Origin of the sequence: Mangrovimonas sp. TPBH4, assembly GCF_001280505.1 — a bacterium.
In the GTDB taxonomy this organism is placed as follows: domain Bacteria; phylum Bacteroidota; class Bacteroidia; order Flavobacteriales; family Flavobacteriaceae; genus Mangrovimonas_A.
Genome location: NZ_LBIO01000058.1, coordinates 35,887 through 54,345 on the forward strand (window position 1 = coordinate 35,887; position 18,459 = coordinate 54,345).

Annotated in this window: 17 protein-coding genes and 1 pseudogene; 10 read left to right on the forward strand and 8 right to left on the reverse strand. The window is 38.8% G+C overall.

From position 1 onward, the window contains the following. Nucleotides 1-80: 80 nt before the first annotated feature. The 4 genes and pseudogenes from ZA05_RS18505 to glp all read right to left on the reverse strand — a co-directional run. Nucleotides 81-551 (reverse strand): annotated as a pseudogene (locus tag ZA05_RS18505) (molybdenum cofactor guanylyltransferase); the annotation flags it as partial. Continuing rightward, nucleotides 548-1,294: a sulfite exporter TauE/SafE family protein gene (locus ZA05_RS14500; RefSeq protein ID WP_053992405.1), complete on the reverse strand. Its 747-nt coding sequence runs from the start codon at nt 1,292-1,294 to the stop codon at nt 548-550. The gene ZA05_RS14500 and the pseudogene ZA05_RS18505, both read right to left, overlap by 4 nt. After that, nucleotides 1,291-1,620, reverse strand: a complete 330-nt coding sequence (locus tag ZA05_RS14505; RefSeq protein ID WP_053992406.1) for a winged helix-turn-helix domain-containing protein — start codon at nt 1,618-1,620, stop codon at nt 1,291-1,293. The genes ZA05_RS14500 and ZA05_RS14505 overlap by 4 nt, the downstream gene beginning before the upstream one ends. Further along, nucleotides 1,617-2,795 (reverse strand): gephyrin-like molybdotransferase Glp, encoded by a 1,179-nt coding sequence (glp, locus tag ZA05_RS14510; RefSeq protein ID WP_053992407.1) that lies wholly within the window; start codon nt 2,793-2,795, stop codon nt 1,617-1,619. Before glp ends, ZA05_RS14505 begins: the two co-directional genes overlap by 4 nt. Before the next feature lie 199 nt (nt 2,796-2,994). On the opposite strand from glp, the gene ZA05_RS14515 reads away from it, so the two are divergent. The 4 genes from ZA05_RS14515 to ZA05_RS14530 all read left to right on the forward strand — a co-directional run bounded on the left by ZA05_RS14515 (nt 2,995) and on the right by ZA05_RS14530 (nt 6,448). Continuing rightward, entirely contained in the window at nt 2,995-3,627 is a 633-nt protein-coding gene (locus tag ZA05_RS14515) for a Crp/Fnr family transcriptional regulator (protein WP_053978030.1), read from the forward strand. A gap of 66 nt (nt 3,628-3,693) precedes the next feature. Next, nucleotides 3,694-4,485, forward strand: coding sequence for a sulfite exporter TauE/SafE family protein (locus ZA05_RS14520; RefSeq protein ID WP_053992408.1), 792 nt, complete (start codon nt 3,694-3,696; stop codon nt 4,483-4,485). 59 nt (nt 4,486-4,544) lie between these two features. Next, nucleotides 4,545-5,957 (forward strand): rhodanese-like domain-containing protein, encoded by a 1,413-nt coding sequence (locus ZA05_RS14525; RefSeq protein ID WP_053992409.1) that lies wholly within the window; start codon nt 4,545-4,547, stop codon nt 5,955-5,957. Nucleotides 5,958-6,109: 152 nt separating this feature from the next. Then, the gene (locus tag ZA05_RS14530) at nt 6,110-6,448 is read left to right on the forward strand and encodes a DUF4870 domain-containing protein (RefSeq protein WP_053992410.1); all 339 of its coding nucleotides are present in this window, start codon (nt 6,110-6,112) and stop codon (nt 6,446-6,448) included. Nucleotides 6,449-6,533: 85 nt separating this feature from the next. Here the strand turns inward: ZA05_RS14530 and dnaN are convergent, their stop codons facing one another. The 4 genes from dnaN to ZA05_RS14550 form a co-directional block, all read right to left on the reverse strand. Continuing rightward, entirely contained in the window at nt 6,534-7,652 is a 1,119-nt protein-coding gene (dnaN, locus tag ZA05_RS14535) for a DNA polymerase III subunit beta (protein WP_053992411.1), read from the reverse strand. Between the two features lie 80 nt (nt 7,653-7,732). Beyond that, nucleotides 7,733-10,120: a gliding motility-associated ABC transporter substrate-binding protein GldG gene (gldG, locus tag ZA05_RS14540; protein ID WP_053992412.1), complete on the reverse strand. Its 2,388-nt coding sequence runs from the start codon at nt 10,118-10,120 to the stop codon at nt 7,733-7,735. 72 nt (nt 10,121-10,192) lie between these two features. Further along, nucleotides 10,193-10,489, reverse strand: coding sequence for a putative quinol monooxygenase (locus ZA05_RS14545; protein WP_053992413.1), 297 nt, complete (start codon nt 10,487-10,489; stop codon nt 10,193-10,195). A 39-nt stretch (nt 10,490-10,528) separates the two neighbouring features. Next, nucleotides 10,529-11,359: an S-adenosyl-l-methionine hydroxide adenosyltransferase family protein gene (locus tag ZA05_RS14550; protein ID WP_053992414.1), complete on the reverse strand. Its 831-nt coding sequence runs from the start codon at nt 11,357-11,359 to the stop codon at nt 10,529-10,531. Between the two features lie 210 nt (nt 11,360-11,569). Between ZA05_RS14550 and ZA05_RS14555 the strand changes: the two genes are divergently transcribed. From ZA05_RS14555 to ZA05_RS14580, 6 genes are all read left to right on the forward strand, one after another. Then, nucleotides 11,570-12,523: a PhoH family protein gene (locus ZA05_RS14555; RefSeq protein WP_053992415.1), complete on the forward strand. Its 954-nt coding sequence runs from the start codon at nt 11,570-11,572 to the stop codon at nt 12,521-12,523. A gap of 137 nt (nt 12,524-12,660) precedes the next feature. Further along, complete coding sequence (locus ZA05_RS14560; protein WP_053992416.1) at nt 12,661-13,608, forward strand: phosphoribosylaminoimidazolesuccinocarboxamide synthase; 948 nt, start codon at nt 12,661-12,663, stop codon at nt 13,606-13,608. A gap of 121 nt (nt 13,609-13,729) precedes the next feature. Next, nucleotides 13,730-14,968: a hypothetical protein gene (locus ZA05_RS14565; RefSeq protein WP_053992417.1), complete on the forward strand. Its 1,239-nt coding sequence runs from the start codon at nt 13,730-13,732 to the stop codon at nt 14,966-14,968. A gap of 107 nt (nt 14,969-15,075) precedes the next feature. Beyond that, on the forward strand, nt 15,076-16,452 hold the full coding sequence (locus ZA05_RS14570; RefSeq protein WP_053992418.1) for a sodium:alanine symporter family protein: 1,377 nt from the start codon (nt 15,076-15,078) through the stop codon (nt 16,450-16,452). Beyond that, on the forward strand, nt 16,445-16,702 hold the full coding sequence (locus tag ZA05_RS14575; protein WP_053978018.1) for a DUF4212 domain-containing protein: 258 nt from the start codon (nt 16,445-16,447) through the stop codon (nt 16,700-16,702). Before ZA05_RS14570 ends, ZA05_RS14575 begins: the two co-directional genes overlap by 8 nt. Beyond that, nucleotides 16,692-18,416, forward strand: coding sequence for a sodium:solute symporter family protein (locus ZA05_RS14580; protein ID WP_053992419.1), 1,725 nt, complete (start codon nt 16,692-16,694; stop codon nt 18,414-18,416). Before ZA05_RS14575 ends, ZA05_RS14580 begins: the two co-directional genes overlap by 11 nt. Nucleotides 18,417-18,459 lie beyond the last annotated feature (43 nt).

Below are 18,459 nucleotides of genomic sequence, written 5' to 3' on the forward strand. Positions count from 1 at the left end.
TCTTCCTTCGTGTTGATGTTTCTTAGTGCCAATTGGTCTTCCTCTTCAACAATAACCCGATTACAATTCAATTGTTCAATTGCGCTTCGCAATTTCAAATTGTCTTGCGCTAAGGCTTTTTCAAAAATTGGTAAACATGTTTTGGAATAAGCTGCAATAAGGGGAAAATTATCCGTTCCATTGCTAACATAGGTTACATCGGCTTCAGAAAGATTTGCTATGATGTATTTTGAGATGACCTGGGTAGACACTTCTGGAATGTCACAACTCAAGATAAGATTGTTTGCTGTTGAAGAATGTTTCAACGCAGTGTAAATGCCTCCAACAGGGCCTTTATTACTATAAATATCAGGAAGCAATTCCAGTCCAAATTGGCGATAGGCTTCATTGGAAGTCACCAAATAAATATTGGAAGTAATAGGATGCAAGGCGTCGATGACATGTTTAACGAATGGTTGCCCCTTATAAAGTACCAAGCCCTTTTCCTCCTGCATACGCTTGCTGGCGCCACCGCACAAAATATAAGCCGTTATGTTGGGCGCAAAACTCATAAGGTCATTAATTTAATGGAGGCAATCAGTAAGACTATCGATAAAATATATTTCAATTGTACATTGGTAGAAATTCTACTTCCGTAGAGGGCGCCTAAGGTCCCACCAATTAAAGCTATTGGTATAAATACAAAAGATTCCATAGGAATGGTATTCTGATTGTATGTAAAACCTAAAATCCCTGAAATAGAATTCACGAAAATGAACAGAGCCGAAACAGCCGCAGCTTCTTTCATGTTTCCCCACGCTAATAGAATGATAACAGGGCTAAGGATAATCCCGCCGCCAATACCAATCATTCCAGAAAATAGTCCGATTCCAAAACCAATGGCCAATGCCAACGGAAGCTTAATAGGTTTTTGAATATTTTGTTCTTTTCCAAATAACCCTAGAATTCTCATGATGGCGATGGCTAGGAACACCCCTAAAACTTGTTTGTATAAGGTTGGGTTGATGCTTAAGTAGCCTCCCAAGAATGCGGCAGGAATAGATGTGATGGCGAAAGGATAGAACAGTTGCCACCTAAAGTGTTTATTCTTCTTAAAAAACCAAAAGGAAATCCCAGACACAAAAATGTTCAGTAAAAGGGCCGTTGGTTTCATAAAGGCAATAGGGAATGAAAACAGGGCCATTAAGGCTAAATAGCCACTGGCACCACCATGACCAACACTAGCGTACAAAAAGGCAATCACAACTAAAATAATTGCAAAAAGGATGAAGGCTTCTGTGCTTAGCATGCTCATAGTTCCAATTTTTTAAATTCCGATTCCAAATAGGCCATACAGTTGTTGTTGATGGTTTCGAATTGTTCAATCAAGGCTTTTCCGTATGGGGTAAGGGTAGTGCCTCCGCCATTTTTACCTCCAATATTTTTAATAAGAATAGGCTCTTTGGAAATATCGTTCATGTCATTCATCAATTTCCATGCTTTTTTATAGGACATATTCATGGCCTTGGCCGCAGCATTGATAGAGGAGGTTTCTTCCACTTTTTTGAGCAGTAAAATACGTCCGAAACCTAAAAAGGTTTTGCCGTCATTCTCAATCCAAACCCTACTTTTAATTTTCATTGTTCATTCAATTTGATGCATTCAACAATGTTACCTTTGGAAACTTCTGAAATATGTTCTGGGATGCACACCAATGCATTACTTAGTGCAAACGTATGCAACATAGAAGAACTTTGCCCTTGTAAAACTTCTACAGCATCATGTTCCAAATGCGCTTTTAAAAACAATGTTTTCCCCGAAGGATTTTTAATATCGCGTTTGGTTTTGGCCTGTATGCGCTGTAATGCTCCATTATTAAATCCCTTATACTTTTTTAGTAGAGGAAGCGCATAGACATAAAAGCAGGTTAGGGCTGAGGCCGGATTGCCGGGGAAGGCAAACACAAAGGCACTTTCGTTCTGTCCAAACCACAGAGGTTTCCCCGGTTTTTGATTGATTTTATAAAACACCTCTTCGACATTGTTTTTAAGTAATGCCTCCCTTACAAAATCATAATCACCCACAGAAATCCCTCCTGAGACAAATACCACATCTGAGGCAGCTATGGCCTTGGAAATAGTTTCTACTGTAGCTTCAAAAGTATCTTCTACTTTATACTTTGTTATATTGGTGATACCAATTTTTCTCAAAGCAGCCGATAGCATGGCGGCGTTACTTTCGTAAATCTCTCCAGGTTTGAGAGAGGTTCCGGGCGCTCGCAATTCATTTCCCGTAACAATTATGGCAACTTTAGGAGACGTATAAACCTTAACTTCATTAATTCCTAAGCTGGCCAAATAGCCAATTGCAGCTTCATTAAGACTGGTTCCTTCTGCTAGGGCGAGGCCTCCCTTTTTTATCTGTTCGCCGGTTGGTCTAATGTTGGCTGACTTTTCTGGTAGTTTATCAATAGTAATAGCATCACTGTTCCTTGTAACGTGCTCCTGTATCACAATGGTGTCCGCAGTATCAGGGACCAAAGCGCCCGTAAAAATGCGTACTGCCTCGCCATCATTCAAAGAATGGTTAAGCGTGTCACCGGCTTTCGATTCATTAATTAGCGTATAGCTTTTGGAGATGCTCCATTTTATGGCATATCCATCCATGGCGGATTGGCGAAACGGAGGCATATCAATAGGAGAAAAAATGTCTTCAAATAGGACTTTTCCCAATGCCTCATCCAAAGGGCATATTTCTGATTTATACGGAATATTGATGCCGTTTAATATGTTTAAAGCTTCGGATACGGATATCATGATTTTACTGTCGTTATTTCTTGGTGAATATAACGAATATTCCTCAAATTTTTATTCTTCTACATGTATTTTTATGCTGGTTAAAGTTGTTTTGTTTTGGTATTCAATACGATATATTTCTTCTAGAGATTTGTAAAAATAGAGGTGTGGTACATTAGTTTTATAATCTTATCTTTAACACCTCTTAGAATACACATTTATGAAGGACGCGTTACAACAATATTACGGTTATTTGTTTGAAGATGAATTGCTTGAGGAAATTCAGGAATTTGGAACCTTTAAGGAGGTCAAGGAAGGGGATATTTTGATAGAAATAGGAGAGTACATCAAGTTTATGCCTTTGTTAATTTCGGGAGCCATTAAAATTTTACGCGAAGATCAAGAGGGTGACGAACTGATTCTATATTTTATTGAAAGAGGCGATACCTGTACCATGACCTTATCCTGCTGTATGGAGCAGAAGAAAAGTGAAATTAGAGCGGTTGCTGAAACAGATGCGCAGTTAATCATGATTCCTGTTCAAAAAATGGGCGAATGGATGACCAAGTACAAAAGTTGGCAGAATTTTATTCTTCAGAGCTATAACGAACGCATGACGGAGTTGTTGGAAGCCATTGATGCCATTGCCTTTTTAAAAATGGACAAAAGGGTGTTAAAATACCTAAAGGACAAGGCTATGGCCAATCATGATGACCTTATAAATGTAACCCATAGAGAAATTGCCAATGATATGCATACTTCTAGAGTAGTAATCTCTAGACTTCTAAAATCCTTGGAAAAGGAAGGGCATATCAAACTTCACCGTAACAGCATCAAAGTCTTAGATCTATAATAAACTGTAACCAATGTTACCATGAATTGCGGTAAGTAAATTATTTTTGCACCAAAATTAAAGACATTGATTGATATAGTTGGTTATGTTGCAGCTCTAGTAATTGGAGTGGTTTTAGGTTTGATAGGTGGAGGAGGTTCCATACTTACAGTGCCTTTATTGGTGTATCTTCTTGGTTATAGCCCTGTTGTGGCTACGGCCTATTCCTTATTTGTGGTAGGCTCATCTTCCTTGGTGGGAGTGGTTCAAAAACACAGAAAGGAGCAAGTTGATTTTAAAACCGGATTGGCCTTTTCATTTCCGTCGTTTTTGGCGGTTTATATGTCAAGACGCTTTTTGGTCCCATACATCCCTGAAGAAATATTCAATATTGGAGGCTATGTACTTTCCAAGGATATGTTAATCATGGTCTTTTTTGCGGTGGTCATGTTTATGGCAGCCACTTCCATGATCAAAAAGAAGGGAAAAACAGAAGAAGTTCATAAACCACAACCATATTACAAGACCTTTGTTCAAGGAATGGTTATTGGTGTCATTACAGGGCTTATAGGTGCTGGCGGCGGATTTTTATATGTGCCTGCATTGGTACTTTGGGCTGGTTTGTCGATGAAGAAGGCCGTAGGAACTTCTTTGGTAATTATTGCCATCAATTCCCTTATCGGTTTTTTGGGAGACGTTCATACGCAAACCATTAATTGGACCTTTTTACTATTGTTTTCAGCATTGACCATTATCGGTATTTTGATTGGGGGATCCCTTTCAAAATATGTGTCTAATTCCAAGCTTAAAAAGAGTTTTGGTTGGTTTATATTGATCATGGCAGTTTATATTATAATTAGAGAATTTATTCAATGGTAACTAAGCTTATAGTAACTTTGTAAAGTGCTGTAGGCGAATAATTAAGAAAATCATTTATTATGAAGATAGAACAGATATACACAGGATGTTTGGCCCAAGGAGCCTATTACATAGAAAGTAATGGTGAAGTGGCTATTATTGATCCATTAAGGGAAGTACAGCCTTATATAGATAGAGCAGAAGCAAACAATGCAAGCATCAAATACATTTTTGAAACCCATTTCCATGCCGATTTTGTGAGTGGCCACGTTACCTTGTCTAAGCAAACTGGGGCTCCAATTGTATATGGACCAAACGCGAATCCTTCGTTTGAAGCGATCATTGCTAAGGATGGTCAGGAGTTTAAATTGGGGAACGTTACCATTATCGCTCTGCACACACCAGGGCATACTATGGAAAGCACTACCTATTTATTAAGAGACGAAAACGGAAAGGACTACGCCATTTTCAGTGGAGATACCTTGTTTTTGGGAGATGTAGGGCGTCCAGATTTAGCCCAGAAAGGAAAAGAATTGACTCAGGAAGATTTGGCAGGATATCTTTATGATAGCTTACGTACTAAGATCATGCCGTTGGCAGATGAGGTGATTGTATACCCTGCACACGGTGCTGGTTCTGCCTGTGGAAAGAACATGATGAAGGAAACGGTAGATACTTTAGGTAACCAGAAAAAGATGAATTATGCTTTAAGAGCAGACATGACCAAAGAGGAGTTCATCAAGGAAGTAACCGATGGATTGTTGCCGCCTCCACAATATTTCCCATTGAATGTGAAAATGAACAAGGAAGGTTACGAAGATATCGATGAGGTGTTGGAACGTGGTACTAGAGCTTTAAGCCCTGAAGAATTTGAAGTGGCCGCCAATGAAACTGGCGCTATGGTGTTGGATGTTCGCAATCCAGAAGATTTTGTAAAAGGGCATATCCCACGTTCTATTTTTATTGGAATCAATGGTGGATTTGCGCCATGGGTAGGTGCTTTGATAAAAGACACCAAACAACCAATATTATTGGTATGTCCAGAAGGAAGAGAAGAAGAGACCGTGACTAGATTGTCAAGAGTTGGATTTGATAATACTCTTGGCTATTTGAAAGGTGGTTTTGAGGCTTGGAGTGAAGCTGGAAAGGAGACCGATGGTTTGGTTTCAATTTCTGCAGAAGAATTGAAATCCCGTATGGAAAAAGAAGACTTGCCAATTTTTGACGTTAGAAAAGATGGAGAGTTTACTGCCTCACATATTGAGACTGCTCATTTTACGCCGTTAGATTTCTTAAATGATCACTTGGCAGAGTTCCCAGAGGATAAAACATTCTATGTGCACTGTGCTGGAGGATACCGTTCTGTTATTGCAGCATCCATTTTAAAGAGCCGTGGGATCCACAATTTGGTGGATGTTGCTGGAGGATTTGCAGCCATTAAAAATGCAGGTATTCCTGTAACCAATTATGTTTGTCCTTCTACATTAAAGTAAGACAAAAACTAATATAGATGGAAAAAGGTCAATTCGTGAATCGCGAATTGGCCTTTTTCGTTTTAAGGAGAGTTTATAAAAATATTTAAGTTGCTTTGTAACGTTTTTGGAATTTATCCTACCAATAGGTGTAATCAATTTAAATAATAGCCATGAGAGAAGATAAACAACTATTGGTAATAACACATTTAAGCCAGTTGTTGACATGTCTTACTGGTGTTGGAGGGCTCATAGTGCCTTTGGTGCTTTGGTTGACCCAAAAGGATCGTGTGTACTTTATGGATCAACAAGGAAAGGAAATTGTGAACTTTCAATTAAGTATCATTGTGTATTCACTTTTAAGTATTCCTTTGATTTTTTTATTGGGTCTTGGAATTGTAACCTTGATTGTAGTAGGATTGATTTCATTGGCATTTCCAATCATTAATGCCATAAAAGCAAGTAACGGAGAAGTTCCTAAATATCCCTTATCTCTTAATTTTATTAGTTAGTTATTTTTATAAAGAGATAAACCAAAAAGAGCTCACTAAAATTGTGAGCTCTTTTTTTATTTAACACTTATTTTGGGTCAGTTAATTACGAATTTAGCATTACTGGCATTACCAACATGGTAATCAATTCTCCTTCGTCCAAACCATCAATAGGAGTAAGGATCCCGGCTCTGTTTGGTAAACTCATTTCCAATTGTACCTCGTCAGAGTTTAGGTTGTTCAACATTTCGGTTAAGAAACGAGAGTTGAACCCAATTTGCATATCGTCTCCTTGGTAATCACAAGTTAGACGCTCTTCGGCCTTGTTTGAGTAATCGATATCTTCTGCAGAAATATTCAATTCTGCACCAGCAATTTTCAATCTAATTTGGTGAGTCGTCTTGTTAGAGAAGATACTCACACGACGTACAGAGTTTAAAAACTGCGTACGGTCTATAGAAAGTTTATTTGGATTTTCTTTAGGAATTACCGCTTCGTAGTTAGGGTATTTTCCATCAATCAAACGACATACCAACTCTGAGTTGTCAAAAATAAACTTGGCATTGGAGTCGTTGTATTCAATTGTTACGGCATCTTCATTGGTGGCCAAAATTCCTTTTAAAAGATTTAAAGGTTTTTTAGGCATGATGAACTCAGCCACCTGAGATGCTTTTACATCTTCACGGGTATATTTTACCAATTTGTGGGCATCGGTTGCCACAAAGGTCAAACCTTCTGTTGAAAACTGGAAGAACACACCGCTCATTACAGGGCGAAGATCGTCGTTCCCAGCAGCAAAAATGGTCTTGCTAATGGCAGTCGCCAAAATATCACCAGCAATAGTTGTAGTACTTGGATCTTCAAGAGCAATAGCTTTTGGGAATTCATTGCCATCGGCATATGCCAAGGCATATTTACCGTGGTTAGAGCTAATTTCAACAGTATTGTTGTCTTCAACCACAAAAGTTAAGGGCTGCTCAGGGAATGTTTTTAAGGTATCAAGTAACAGGCGCGCAGGTAAGGCGATACTTCCGGTACTATCACTTTCTACATCTATCACAGAAGACATGGTAGTCTCTAAATCACTTGCAGAAACTACAAGCTTGGAATCGTTTAATTCAAAAAGGAAATTATCTAAAATAGGTAGCGTATTGGAGTTGTTGATGACGCCTCCCAGAACCTGTAATTGTTTAAGTAAATACGTACTCGATACTATAAACTTCATGTATTTGTTTTTATATACTAGATTGTCCTACAAATATATCCTAAACCACTTTTAAATTAAAACAAACTTATTAACAACTGTTAAGTGTATTTTCGCTTTCTGGCATAGTTGAAACCTAGTCCAAAAAGGGCCAGCAAAAGGAGTGGAAGTACAAGATTTATAAGCTGCCACTTGGTTTTTTGCTCGGCTATTTTTTGAGGATCCAAAAAGGCCAAATCAATTTCCTTGGTTCTAATGTTTATAAGTCCATCATCCTCCAAAAGGTAATTTACGGCATTTTCCAAGAACTCCTTGTTGCCAAAATTTCGTTTGGTGAAGAAATCAAATCCTAATTCTTGTGGTTGGTTTCTAACCACATCATTTTTGATCACGTCACCATCGGCAACAACAATCATTTTGGTAGGGACACTGGTAGTTTTATCTTGGGATAGTTTGAAAGGATTTACACGGTTGTTGTACACCGAAGTAAATTCACCTTCCAAAAGAACCGCCAAGGTTTGGTGACCTTTGTTAAAGGCTTCAGGATTCGGCTCTTGGGTAACGATCTCTAAACTTATTTCTCGTGGCACACCTTCCAACTGCGTAAGGCTGGAACTTCTCAATAAAATGGTTTTGTCAACACTGTTCTTCAAGGTGTCTATCTGACTGGCAAAATCAAATTTCACCAGGTTGATATTGTTCGTGATAGGGTGGTTTGGGTTGTTGGCAGCTAAAGGCGAATATGGCCATTGAAGTGGCTGAAACTGCGTATTGTTACCTTCTCCAATTGCCAAAGTAATTGGCGCCGAATACATATCCTTAACCAGGACAGGATTGATGCGAACTCCGTATTTGAAGAAGAAATCATTAAGGTTGTTGTCTCTCATGATTGAGATGGCACGTCCAGTTTCATTCAGCAAACTGTCCTTATCCATAATAACAGCTTCCGTTAGCCACAAACTTTTACCGCCGTTCATGGTGTATTGATCCAAAACATATTTTTCTTCTTCGGAAAAAGGAACAGTTGGTTTGGCGGCAATGACCAGATCATAACCTTCTAACTGTTTCAACGTTTTTTCAGGAGCATTGGCAACACTGTCCATGGTGAATGGTGCAATGTTGTAGTGTTCTTTCAGTGTCTTTAAGAAATCGGCGATATAAATGTCTTCCAGTTCACCATTTCCTTTTAGGATGGCTATTTTTTTATCTTTTGTGGTGGTAAGTTTTTTGAAAGCCTCAGCAAAGGCATATTCCAAATGCTGAATGGAATTGTTCACACGTTCTTGGTCTGTAGCTCCAATATTGTTTTTCAGCAATGGAATTTTAACCGTTTGCTCATTATAGCTAGCCAAAGCCCAAGGGAAAATAAGTTCTTGTGATGATTTGCCGCTTTCCTTTATCGATAATTGAAAGGGTTGTAGACCACGTTGTGCCAATTGTTGAATGTTTTGGTCACGTGTTGCTTCATCGGCTACAGGATTGATGAAGTTAAAAGTTACATCGGAATTGTATAAAGCAAACTCTTCCAAAATCTGACGGGTTTCTTCCTTTAAGCGTCTAAATTCCGAAGGGAAATCTCCCTCCAAAAAAACATCTACAATTAAAGGAGAATCTACTTCAGAAACTGTATTTAAAGCAGCTTGCGAAAGTGTATACCGGTTATCTTGGGTAAGGTCGAATCTTTTGTAGATGCTTTGGGCAATAACATTAAAAACCAATAAGCCTATAACAAAAGTGGAAAGCCCTATGATATCCTTCTTATTGATGTTTTTTGTTTGGATACGTTTAGCAGTCAGCAACACAAAAATTGCAATAATACTCAAGAAGTAGAGCAAATCCCGAGTGTCCAAAACCCCACGGCTCATACTTTTAAAGTGGTTTTCCATACCTAGTTTTTCTAGGTAAACCGTATCACCGAAAAGGTTGAGACTGGAAAGCCCTTCAAATCCAAAATAGAAGAAGAAGCATAAAAATACAGCACTGATAAACGCCACAATTTGATTGTCGGTAAGTGTCGAAGAAAAAATACCAATGGCAGTATAAGCGGCGGCTAAAAACAACAATCCAAAATACGAACCAAGGGTACTGCCCACATCTAAATTACCTTCTGGGTTTCCCAGTTTGTAAATGCTATAAGCATAAAGCAGCGTGGGTAATAAAGCCATGACAATTAACAGCAGGGAACCTAAATATTTGCCCAACACAATTTGAATTTGGCTCACCGGTTTTGTGAGGAGAAGCTCCAGGGTACCTTGTTTTTTCTCATCACAAAAACTTCGCATGGTGATGGCGGGAACCAAGAAAATTAAAATCCAAGGTGCTAGGGTAAAGAAGGTGGTCAGGTCTGCAAAACCGTTGTCCAAAATATTAAAATCGCCTTTAAAGACCCATAAAAATAAGCCGTTGAGCAATAAAAACAACGCAATAACAAGGTAGCCTATGGGGGAGGCAAAAAACGAATTGATTTCTTTTTTAAGTATAGCTAGCATTTCTTGACTTTAGGTGTTAAAAGTAAAAAAATAAATGGGATTGCCTTTGAAGATTTTGAGAGAAGGAAGGTATTAAGCCAATGATTCCAATTTATCGACGCTCCAAGCTTCTGGTTTGGCATTAAAGAGAGGTTTGGTATTGGCCCAAACACCTTTGAACAATTCCGAATGTCTGTAGTTTTCCAAATCGGTTTCGGTGTCCCAATAGCTGTAGGTGAAAAAGATGTTGGGGTTGGTTTTGTCTCGGTATAATTCCAAAAACTGACAGCCTTCAAAAGCACGTATTTTAGTTTTGTTGGCTTCAAAATTGGAAAGAAAAGTGTCTATTTTTTCGGGTTGAAAACTCATTTTCACGATCCGTACAAACATATGTGTAATTTAGTTAATTGAATATTAAAGGGTCTTGCGCTAAAAGAAGTTGATGGTCACCGTATCCCGCATTTGCAGTCCCATAAGGGTAGAGGCGCTTCCTACGGTACTACTGTTACTCTTGTAAATAGCAATTTCAATGTAGTTGGAAGAATTGAACACCACGAGTCCTTTTCCTTGGTCGTAGCGTTTTTCTTTAGGAGTATCAAAGTTGATTACATCACTGTATTTATTGTATATTTCCTTGAACTTATGGCTTCTTGCCGAAATTTCAAAAGGACGTGTTTTTTGGATGGATTCAAAAAATTTACGTTTGATGTTGGTCACTACGTTTCCGTAGTTGTCAATGTAGATTACACTTCCTATAATTTGGTTTTTCTCATCATTTACAAAGGGTGTTAGGTTTTTGATTGGTTTGATGTGGTCAATCACTTTACCAATCACTTCAAGAGTACCACCTCGGGCAATATGACAAGCCACTTTTACAAAGACATCCAGCACAGGGAAATTGGTTTCAATTTTATCATGTATGTTAATCTCCACAATTTTCTCTGGTGCAATTTCGGAGCAAATCATGCTCATAATGCCATTGTTGGCACAGATAAAATAATGGCCGTCCAGTTTAATTGCAATGTGTTTGTTTTCTGGGTTTAATTCAGAATCAATCCCGATAACGTGTATGGTTCCCTTTGGAAAACTGCTGTAGGCACTTTGGATGATATAGGCGGCTTCGGGAACATTGAAAGGGGACACCGAATGCGAGATATCAACAATGCGAACGTCAGGAAGTTGACTGTAAATAGCGCCTTTAACGGCTCCGGAGAAGTGGTCTTTTTCACCAAAATCGGTCGTTAATGTAATGATTGCCATTTAAAATTGTTGATAGTTTTTTAACCTAAATTTCATTAAAATTATGTAGCTTTCCATTGTGTAAAAAATTCAAATAAAAATAACCGAAGTCAATTTAATTACAATTTATTTCTGCTATTTTTATTCTGAGAATTAAAAAAATGGCGCCCGTTTTATTTACCACAAAACTAATAAAACAAAAACAGAATAATGTACTAAATCACTTAGCTTTTGAATGAACTTATAATTGAATTGGAAGAAATTGCTCCAAAAGAGTTTTTTGGAGCGCACAATGTAAATATCGAACTTCTTAAAAAGTACTTTCCCAAACTGAAGATTGTCGCAAGAGGCAATAAAATTAAAGCTTATGGCGACGAAGATCTACTCGAAGAATTTGACCGCCGCCTTACTATGTTGATGGGCCATTTTGGCAAATACAACAAACTGGATGAAAACGCTATAGAACGCGTATTGACTAGCCAAAGCACTGATGATTATACAACTTCAGAGCAAAGTGGTGAAACCATTGTTCATGGTGTGGGAGGAAGATTGATAAAAGCCCAAACCCTAAACCAACGTAAATTGGTGGAAAGTATGCGCAAAAACGACATGGTTTTTGCCATTGGTCCGGCGGGTACAGGAAAAACCTACACGGGAGTTGCGCTTGCAGTACAAGCTCTTAAAAACAAAGAGGTCAAACGAATCATCCTTACAAGGCCAGCTGTGGAAGCTGGGGAAAATCTTGGGTTTTTACCGGGGGATTTAAAGGAGAAATTAGACCCCTATATGCAGCCTTTGTACGATGCCCTAAGGGATATGATTCCTACGGAAAAATTGACGACGCTTATTGAAAACGGAACGATTCAGATTGCGCCTTTGGCCTTTATGAGAGGACGTACCTTGGATAATGCCTTTGTCATTTTGGATGAAGGCCAAAATACCACACACGCCCAAATGAAAATGTTTTTGACCCGTATGGGAAAAAACGCTAAGTTTTTATTGACGGGAGATCCAGGACAAATTGATTTGCCTAGACGTACCATTTCAGGTCTTAAGGAAGCTTTACTCATTTTAAAGAATGTAGAAGGGGTAGGGATGGTATTCCTGGATGACAAAGATGTGATTCGTCATAAATTGGTGAAAAAGGTAATTGAGGCTTATAAAAGCATTGAAAATAGGGAATAGTTTGAATCTGCAAAATTTACTATAAGTAACTTTTTTTTATTGATGTAGGTTGCTTAACTATTTTGTAAATTTGCAGCGATTAACCCAAACAGGTTAACTTTTATTGATCAAACTATAGAGACAATTTTTAAGACCTTATGAGTAATACTATCATAGATACCAATTTTAATTTTCCTGGGCAAAAAAGCGTTTACAAAGGAAAAGTTAGGGAAGTATACAATATCAATGACGAGCAATTGGTCATGATTGCAACGGATCGTTTAAGTGCTTTTGATGTGGTAATGCCAAAAGGAATTCCATTCAAAGGGCAAATCTTAAACCAAATTGCAACCAACATGATGAAAGCTACCGAAGATTTGGTTCCTAATTGGTTAACAGCTACTCCAGATCCTAATGTAGCGGTAGGTGCGTTGTGTGAGCCTTTCAAAGTAGAAATGGTAATTCGTGGGTATTTGTCTGGCCACGCGGCTAGGGAGTATAAGGCAGGAAAACGTCTGTTATGTGGTGTAGAGATGCCTGAAGGTATGAAGGAAAATGATAAATTTCCACAGCCAATTATCACTCCTGCAACAAAGGCGGAGCAAGGTGACCACGATGAAGATATTTCCCGTGAAGACATTTTGGCTAGAGGGATTGTTTCTGAAGAAGATTATTTGGTGTTGGAAGATTACACGCGTAAATTATTCCAAAGAGGAACTGAAATTGCAGCTTCTAGAGGTTTGATTTTAGTAGATACCAAGTATGAATTCGGTAAAACCAAGGACGGTAAAATTGTATTGATCGATGAAATCCACACGCCTGATTCTTCCCGTTATTTTTATGCCGAAGGCTATGAAGAGCGTCAAGAAAAAGGAGAAGAACAAAAGCAATTGTCTAAAGAGTTTGTGCGTCAATGGTTAATCTCTAATGGATTCCAAGGCTTGGAAGGACAAGCGGTTCCAGAAATGACAGATGAGTACATTACAACAGTAAGTGAGCGTTATATCGAGCTTTACGAAAACATTATAGGAGAGACTTTTGTGAAGGCAGATGTAAGTGATATCCAAAGCAGAATAGAAGCTAATGTTTTGGAATATTTAAAATAAAAACAATACTCCATTTTGGATTTTAATAAAAGGTAGCTTTAAAAAGCTACCTTTTTCTTTTTAAGTAAGTTAGTGTGGTTTTGTGTTAAATTTTTTAACTTTAATCGTAAATTAATTAACCATGAAACCACTCTTTACCCTTAGCTTTTTCTTGTGCCTGTTTTTTACCACAGATTGTTTCGCACAAGATCCATATCTCACCATAACATCCAAAGATTCTATTAATGGTGCTCCCAAATTTAAAAGTAGTATGGGGGTGCATATGAAACTAAATGGCTATTTAGATTTGTTTGGAGGACTTCAGGGGAATGACACCTTTAATATTGGTTATATCGATGTGTTTGGAGATGATGATGAAACAAGTCTTAACGTTGATATGTACCAAACCCAGATTAGGTGGTCAACTTTTATTGTGATGCCAGATGGGCAAAAGATTAAGGCCATAGTAGAATCCGATTTTTGGGGTGGCAATGGGCATGTACGTTTAAGGAAAGCCTATGTGGAAAGTAAGCATTGGCAGATTGGGCAAAACTGGAACAATTTTGGGGATGAAGATCTTTGGCCCAACATTATGGAGTTGGAAGGGCCTCCTTCTGGAATTTGGCTTCGTAACCCTCATATTAAATATATGAATACTTTCAATGACGAAAAATGGAAGTATGAGATAAGCCTGGAAGCACCTCAAGATGATTATTTCACCCTTCAGGAAATTCAGCCTTTTTTGGATGATACACACCAGTCTACACCAGATGTCACTTTTGCAATGACCTATCAGAAGGTTTGGGGGCATTTGCGTTTGGCATCTATTCTAAGAAATATTAAGTACAAACTTAACGACGAGGTGGATAACTTTTTTGGCTATGGTGTGACCTTTAGTGGTAAGCATACGGTTGACCGCAATTGTTTTCAATTTCAATTGGTAGGCGGTAAAGGTATTTCCTATTACCTCACAACTATTTCTGGATTTGGCTATGATGGATATCCTGCCGTTGGAAATGATTTTAAAGGAACTTTGGCTTTTGGGGGATGGGTTACCTATGAATACTTTTTTAATGAAAAGCTGCACGGCAATGCAGTTTTTGGATACACACGTTATAGTACGAACGATTCCGAGCGCTATGTAATTATTGATGAAACGGAAGCAGAATTAGACTATATCGCAGGTGATTTTCGTCATAGACATTACTATGGTATCCTGAACCTGATGTATGATGCTTATGATAGAATGACCTTGGGGTTAGAGGTAGACTACGGAGTTAAATCGGTTAAATTTGATGGTAATATTGACGGGTTTTATTTTGATGAAACCTTTAAAAGAGATGCCATGCGTATCAGTTTTGGGTTTATGTTCGATTTATAAAAAATTGGGATTATAATTAAGGTATTCTTAAAGAAGTGTGATTCTGAAAATATAAAGTTTAAAAAATTCATTGGCTTTTCTTACATTTATAATCCACAAAAGCCAATATGAACCAACTTAACCAACTCGTCTCCGACTTTTCTTCGCTCGCTTGGGGATTACCATTACTGATTTTGTTGATAGGAGGTGGCTTGTATTTATTGCTGCTATCCAGATTTATGTCCTTCAGACTTTTTGGTCACGCCGTTCAGGTTTTAAGGGGGAAATATGACAATCCTAGTGATCCAGGTGAAATCAGCCATTTTCAAGCATTGACTACAGCTTTATCTTCAACCATTGGCATGGGAAACATTGCTGGAGTGGCGGTTGCCATTTCGATAGGAGGTCCTGGAGCTGTATTTTGGATGTGGATTAGTGCTGTAGTTGGTATGTCTACCAAGTTTTTCACGTCCACTTTAGCAATTATGTATAGGGGAAAAGATGGTGCAGGTGAATTGCAAGGAGGCCCTATGTACTTTATTATCGAAGGGTTGGGAAAATCTTGGAAACCAATGGCCATTTTTTTTAGTATGGCTGGATTAATAGGTGCATTGCCAGTATTTAATGCCAACCAATTGGCTCAGGCAATCAATGATATTTTGTTGATTCCAAATGGGATTGCTGTAGATTGGAAATCCAAAATTGTCTTGGGAATTGTTTTGGCATCCATCACGGCATTGGTGGTATTGGGTGGTTTGAAACGCATTAGTCAAACGGCCTCCAAATTAGTGCCAAGTATGGTGGTATTGTATTTTGGCTTGGTCATGGTCATTCTTGCGGTTAATTTCAAGGAAGTACCCAGATATTTAATGATGATTTTTACAGATGCCTTTGCCCCGGGTAATTTTAAGGGTGATGCTTTTCTGGGAGGCATGGTCGGTGGATTGATCCTTTTGGGAATTCGTCGGGGCGCTTTTTCCAACGAAGCTGGAATAGGGACAGCCCCCATGGCACATGGAGCGGCCAAAACATCGGAACCTGTGCGAGAAGGTCTAGTGGCTATGTTAGGGCCTGCTATTGATACCTTGGTGGTTTGTACTTTAACAGCTTTAGCCATTTTGGTCACAGGAGTATGGCAATCTTCAGAGAAGGATGGGGTATCCTTAACGGCTATGGCATTTTCAGAGGCAATTCCCCATATCGGAACATATCTCCTTTTATTATGTATTGCGGTATTCAGCTTATCATCCTTGTTTACCTATTCCTATTACGGAGGAAAGTGCATGTCCTTTCTGTTTGGAGCCGATAAAAAACACTATTACAATTATTTCTATATAGGAAGTATCATCCTTGGTGCTGCCACTAAGTTGGATCTAGTAATCAATTTAATAGATGGTGTATTTGCCTTGATGGCATTTCCCACGATGATTGCCACGTTGATCATGGCGCCTAGGGTCGTGAAAGAATTGCAAAAATATCTTCAAAAATTAAAATCAAATGAATAATAAAGAACGTTCTAAAGCCTATTGGAAAGAAAACATTAGGTATGTACTCATTTTGTTGGCCATATGGTTCGCGGTGTCCTATGGTGCGGGAATTTTATTAAAAGAGGAATTGGATGCCATAAAAATTGGAGGGTTTAAAGTAGGGTTTTGGTTTGCCCAACAAGGCTCTATGTATGTGTTTGTGGTTTTGATATTCGTGTATGTGAGATTGATGAACAAATTGGATAAAAAATATGGCTATGATGAATAATATTTTTTTGACAGTAGATGTGCAAATGTGGACCTATATATTGGTAGGGTTAACTTTTTCATTGTATATAGGCATTGCCATTTGGTCTAGGGCAGGATCTACCAACGAATTTTATGTTGCGGGTGGAGGTGTCTCTCCTTTAGCCAATGGAATGGCCACCGCTGCCGATTGGATGAGTGCAGCGTCTTTTATTTCCATGGCGGGAATCATCTCTTTCAGTGGGTATGACGGTTCCGTTTATCTTATGGGATGGACTGGAGGTTATGTGTTATTAGCCTTGTTGTTGGCGCCTTATCTGAGGAAATTTGGGAAGTTTACCGTGCCAGATTTTATTGGGGATCGCTATTATTCCAAAACCGCTCGAATTGTAGCCGTGTTTTGTGCTTTGTTGGTGTCCTTTACCTATGTGGCGGGACAAATGCGTGGCGTTGGCGTAGTATTTTCGAGATTTTTGGAGGTGGATATTGATACCGGTGTGATTATCGGGATGCTTATTGTCTTGTTTTATGCTGTGTTGGGAGGGATGAAAGGGATTACCTATACACAGGTGGCGCAATATTGCGTGTTGATTTTCGCCTTTATGGTCCCGGCCATTTTTATTTCCATTCAAATGACGGGAAATCCGATTCCGCAATTAGGATTTGGAAGTCAGTTGGCCGATGGTTCCGAAACCTATTTATTGGATAAATTGGATGGGCTTAGTGCTGAACTGGGCTTTTCGGAATATACCAACGGCTCAAAATCTTTAACGGATGTCTTTGCCATTACTTTGGCTTTGATGGTTGGAACGGCTGGATTGCCACATGTTATTGTTAGGTTTTTTACGGTGAAACGAGTGAAGGATGCCCGTAAATCGGCAGGTTTGGCCTTGTTGCTAATTGCTATTTTGTACACTACGGCTCCAGCTGTGGCGGTATTTGCTAGAACCAATATGATTGAAACGGTGTCGAATAAAGCCTATGCTTCCGTTCCGGATTGGTTCAAAAAATGGGAAACTACAGGTTTAATTTCCTTTACGGATAAAAACAATGATGGAATCATCAATTATGTGGCAGATGAAACTCAAAATGAACTCAAGGTTGATAATGATATTATGGTTTTGGCAAATCCAGAAATCGCCAAATTGCCCAATTGGGTGATTGCCCTTGTGGCGGCTGGTGGCTTGGCTGCAGCTTTGTCTACAGCAGCCGGTTTACTGTTGGTGATTTCTGCTTCAGTATCTCATGACTTGATCAAAAAAATCATCAAACCAAACATTTCTGAAAATGGAGAGCTTATCGGAGCAAGATTATCGGCTGTTGGGGCGGTTTGTGTGGCTGGATATTTCGGTATCAATCCTCCAGATTTTGTTGCGGCTGTTGTGGCACTGGCTTTTGGGTTGGCCGCCGCTTCCTTTTTTCCGGCCATTATTTTGGGAATTTTCTATAAAAAAATGAACAAAGAAGGGGCGATTGCGGGGATGATTGTGGGGATTTCTTTAATGCTGTTCTACATGATCAAATACAAATTGGGCTGGTTGGATGAGGAGCTTCCGGATAAAAGTGAATGGTGGTTTGGTATTTCTCCTGAAGGCTTTGGGAGTATCGCCATGCTATGCAATTTTATTGTGTCTATTGTCATCATGAAGTTTACAAAGGCTCCGCCAGAGGATGTTCAGGAAATTGTGGAACTTATTAGGATCCCGAGTGGTGCTAAAGAAGCGCAGGGACATTAGAGAAAGTTTCTTACTGTTGCTGTTACATTTTATTCAATTTTGA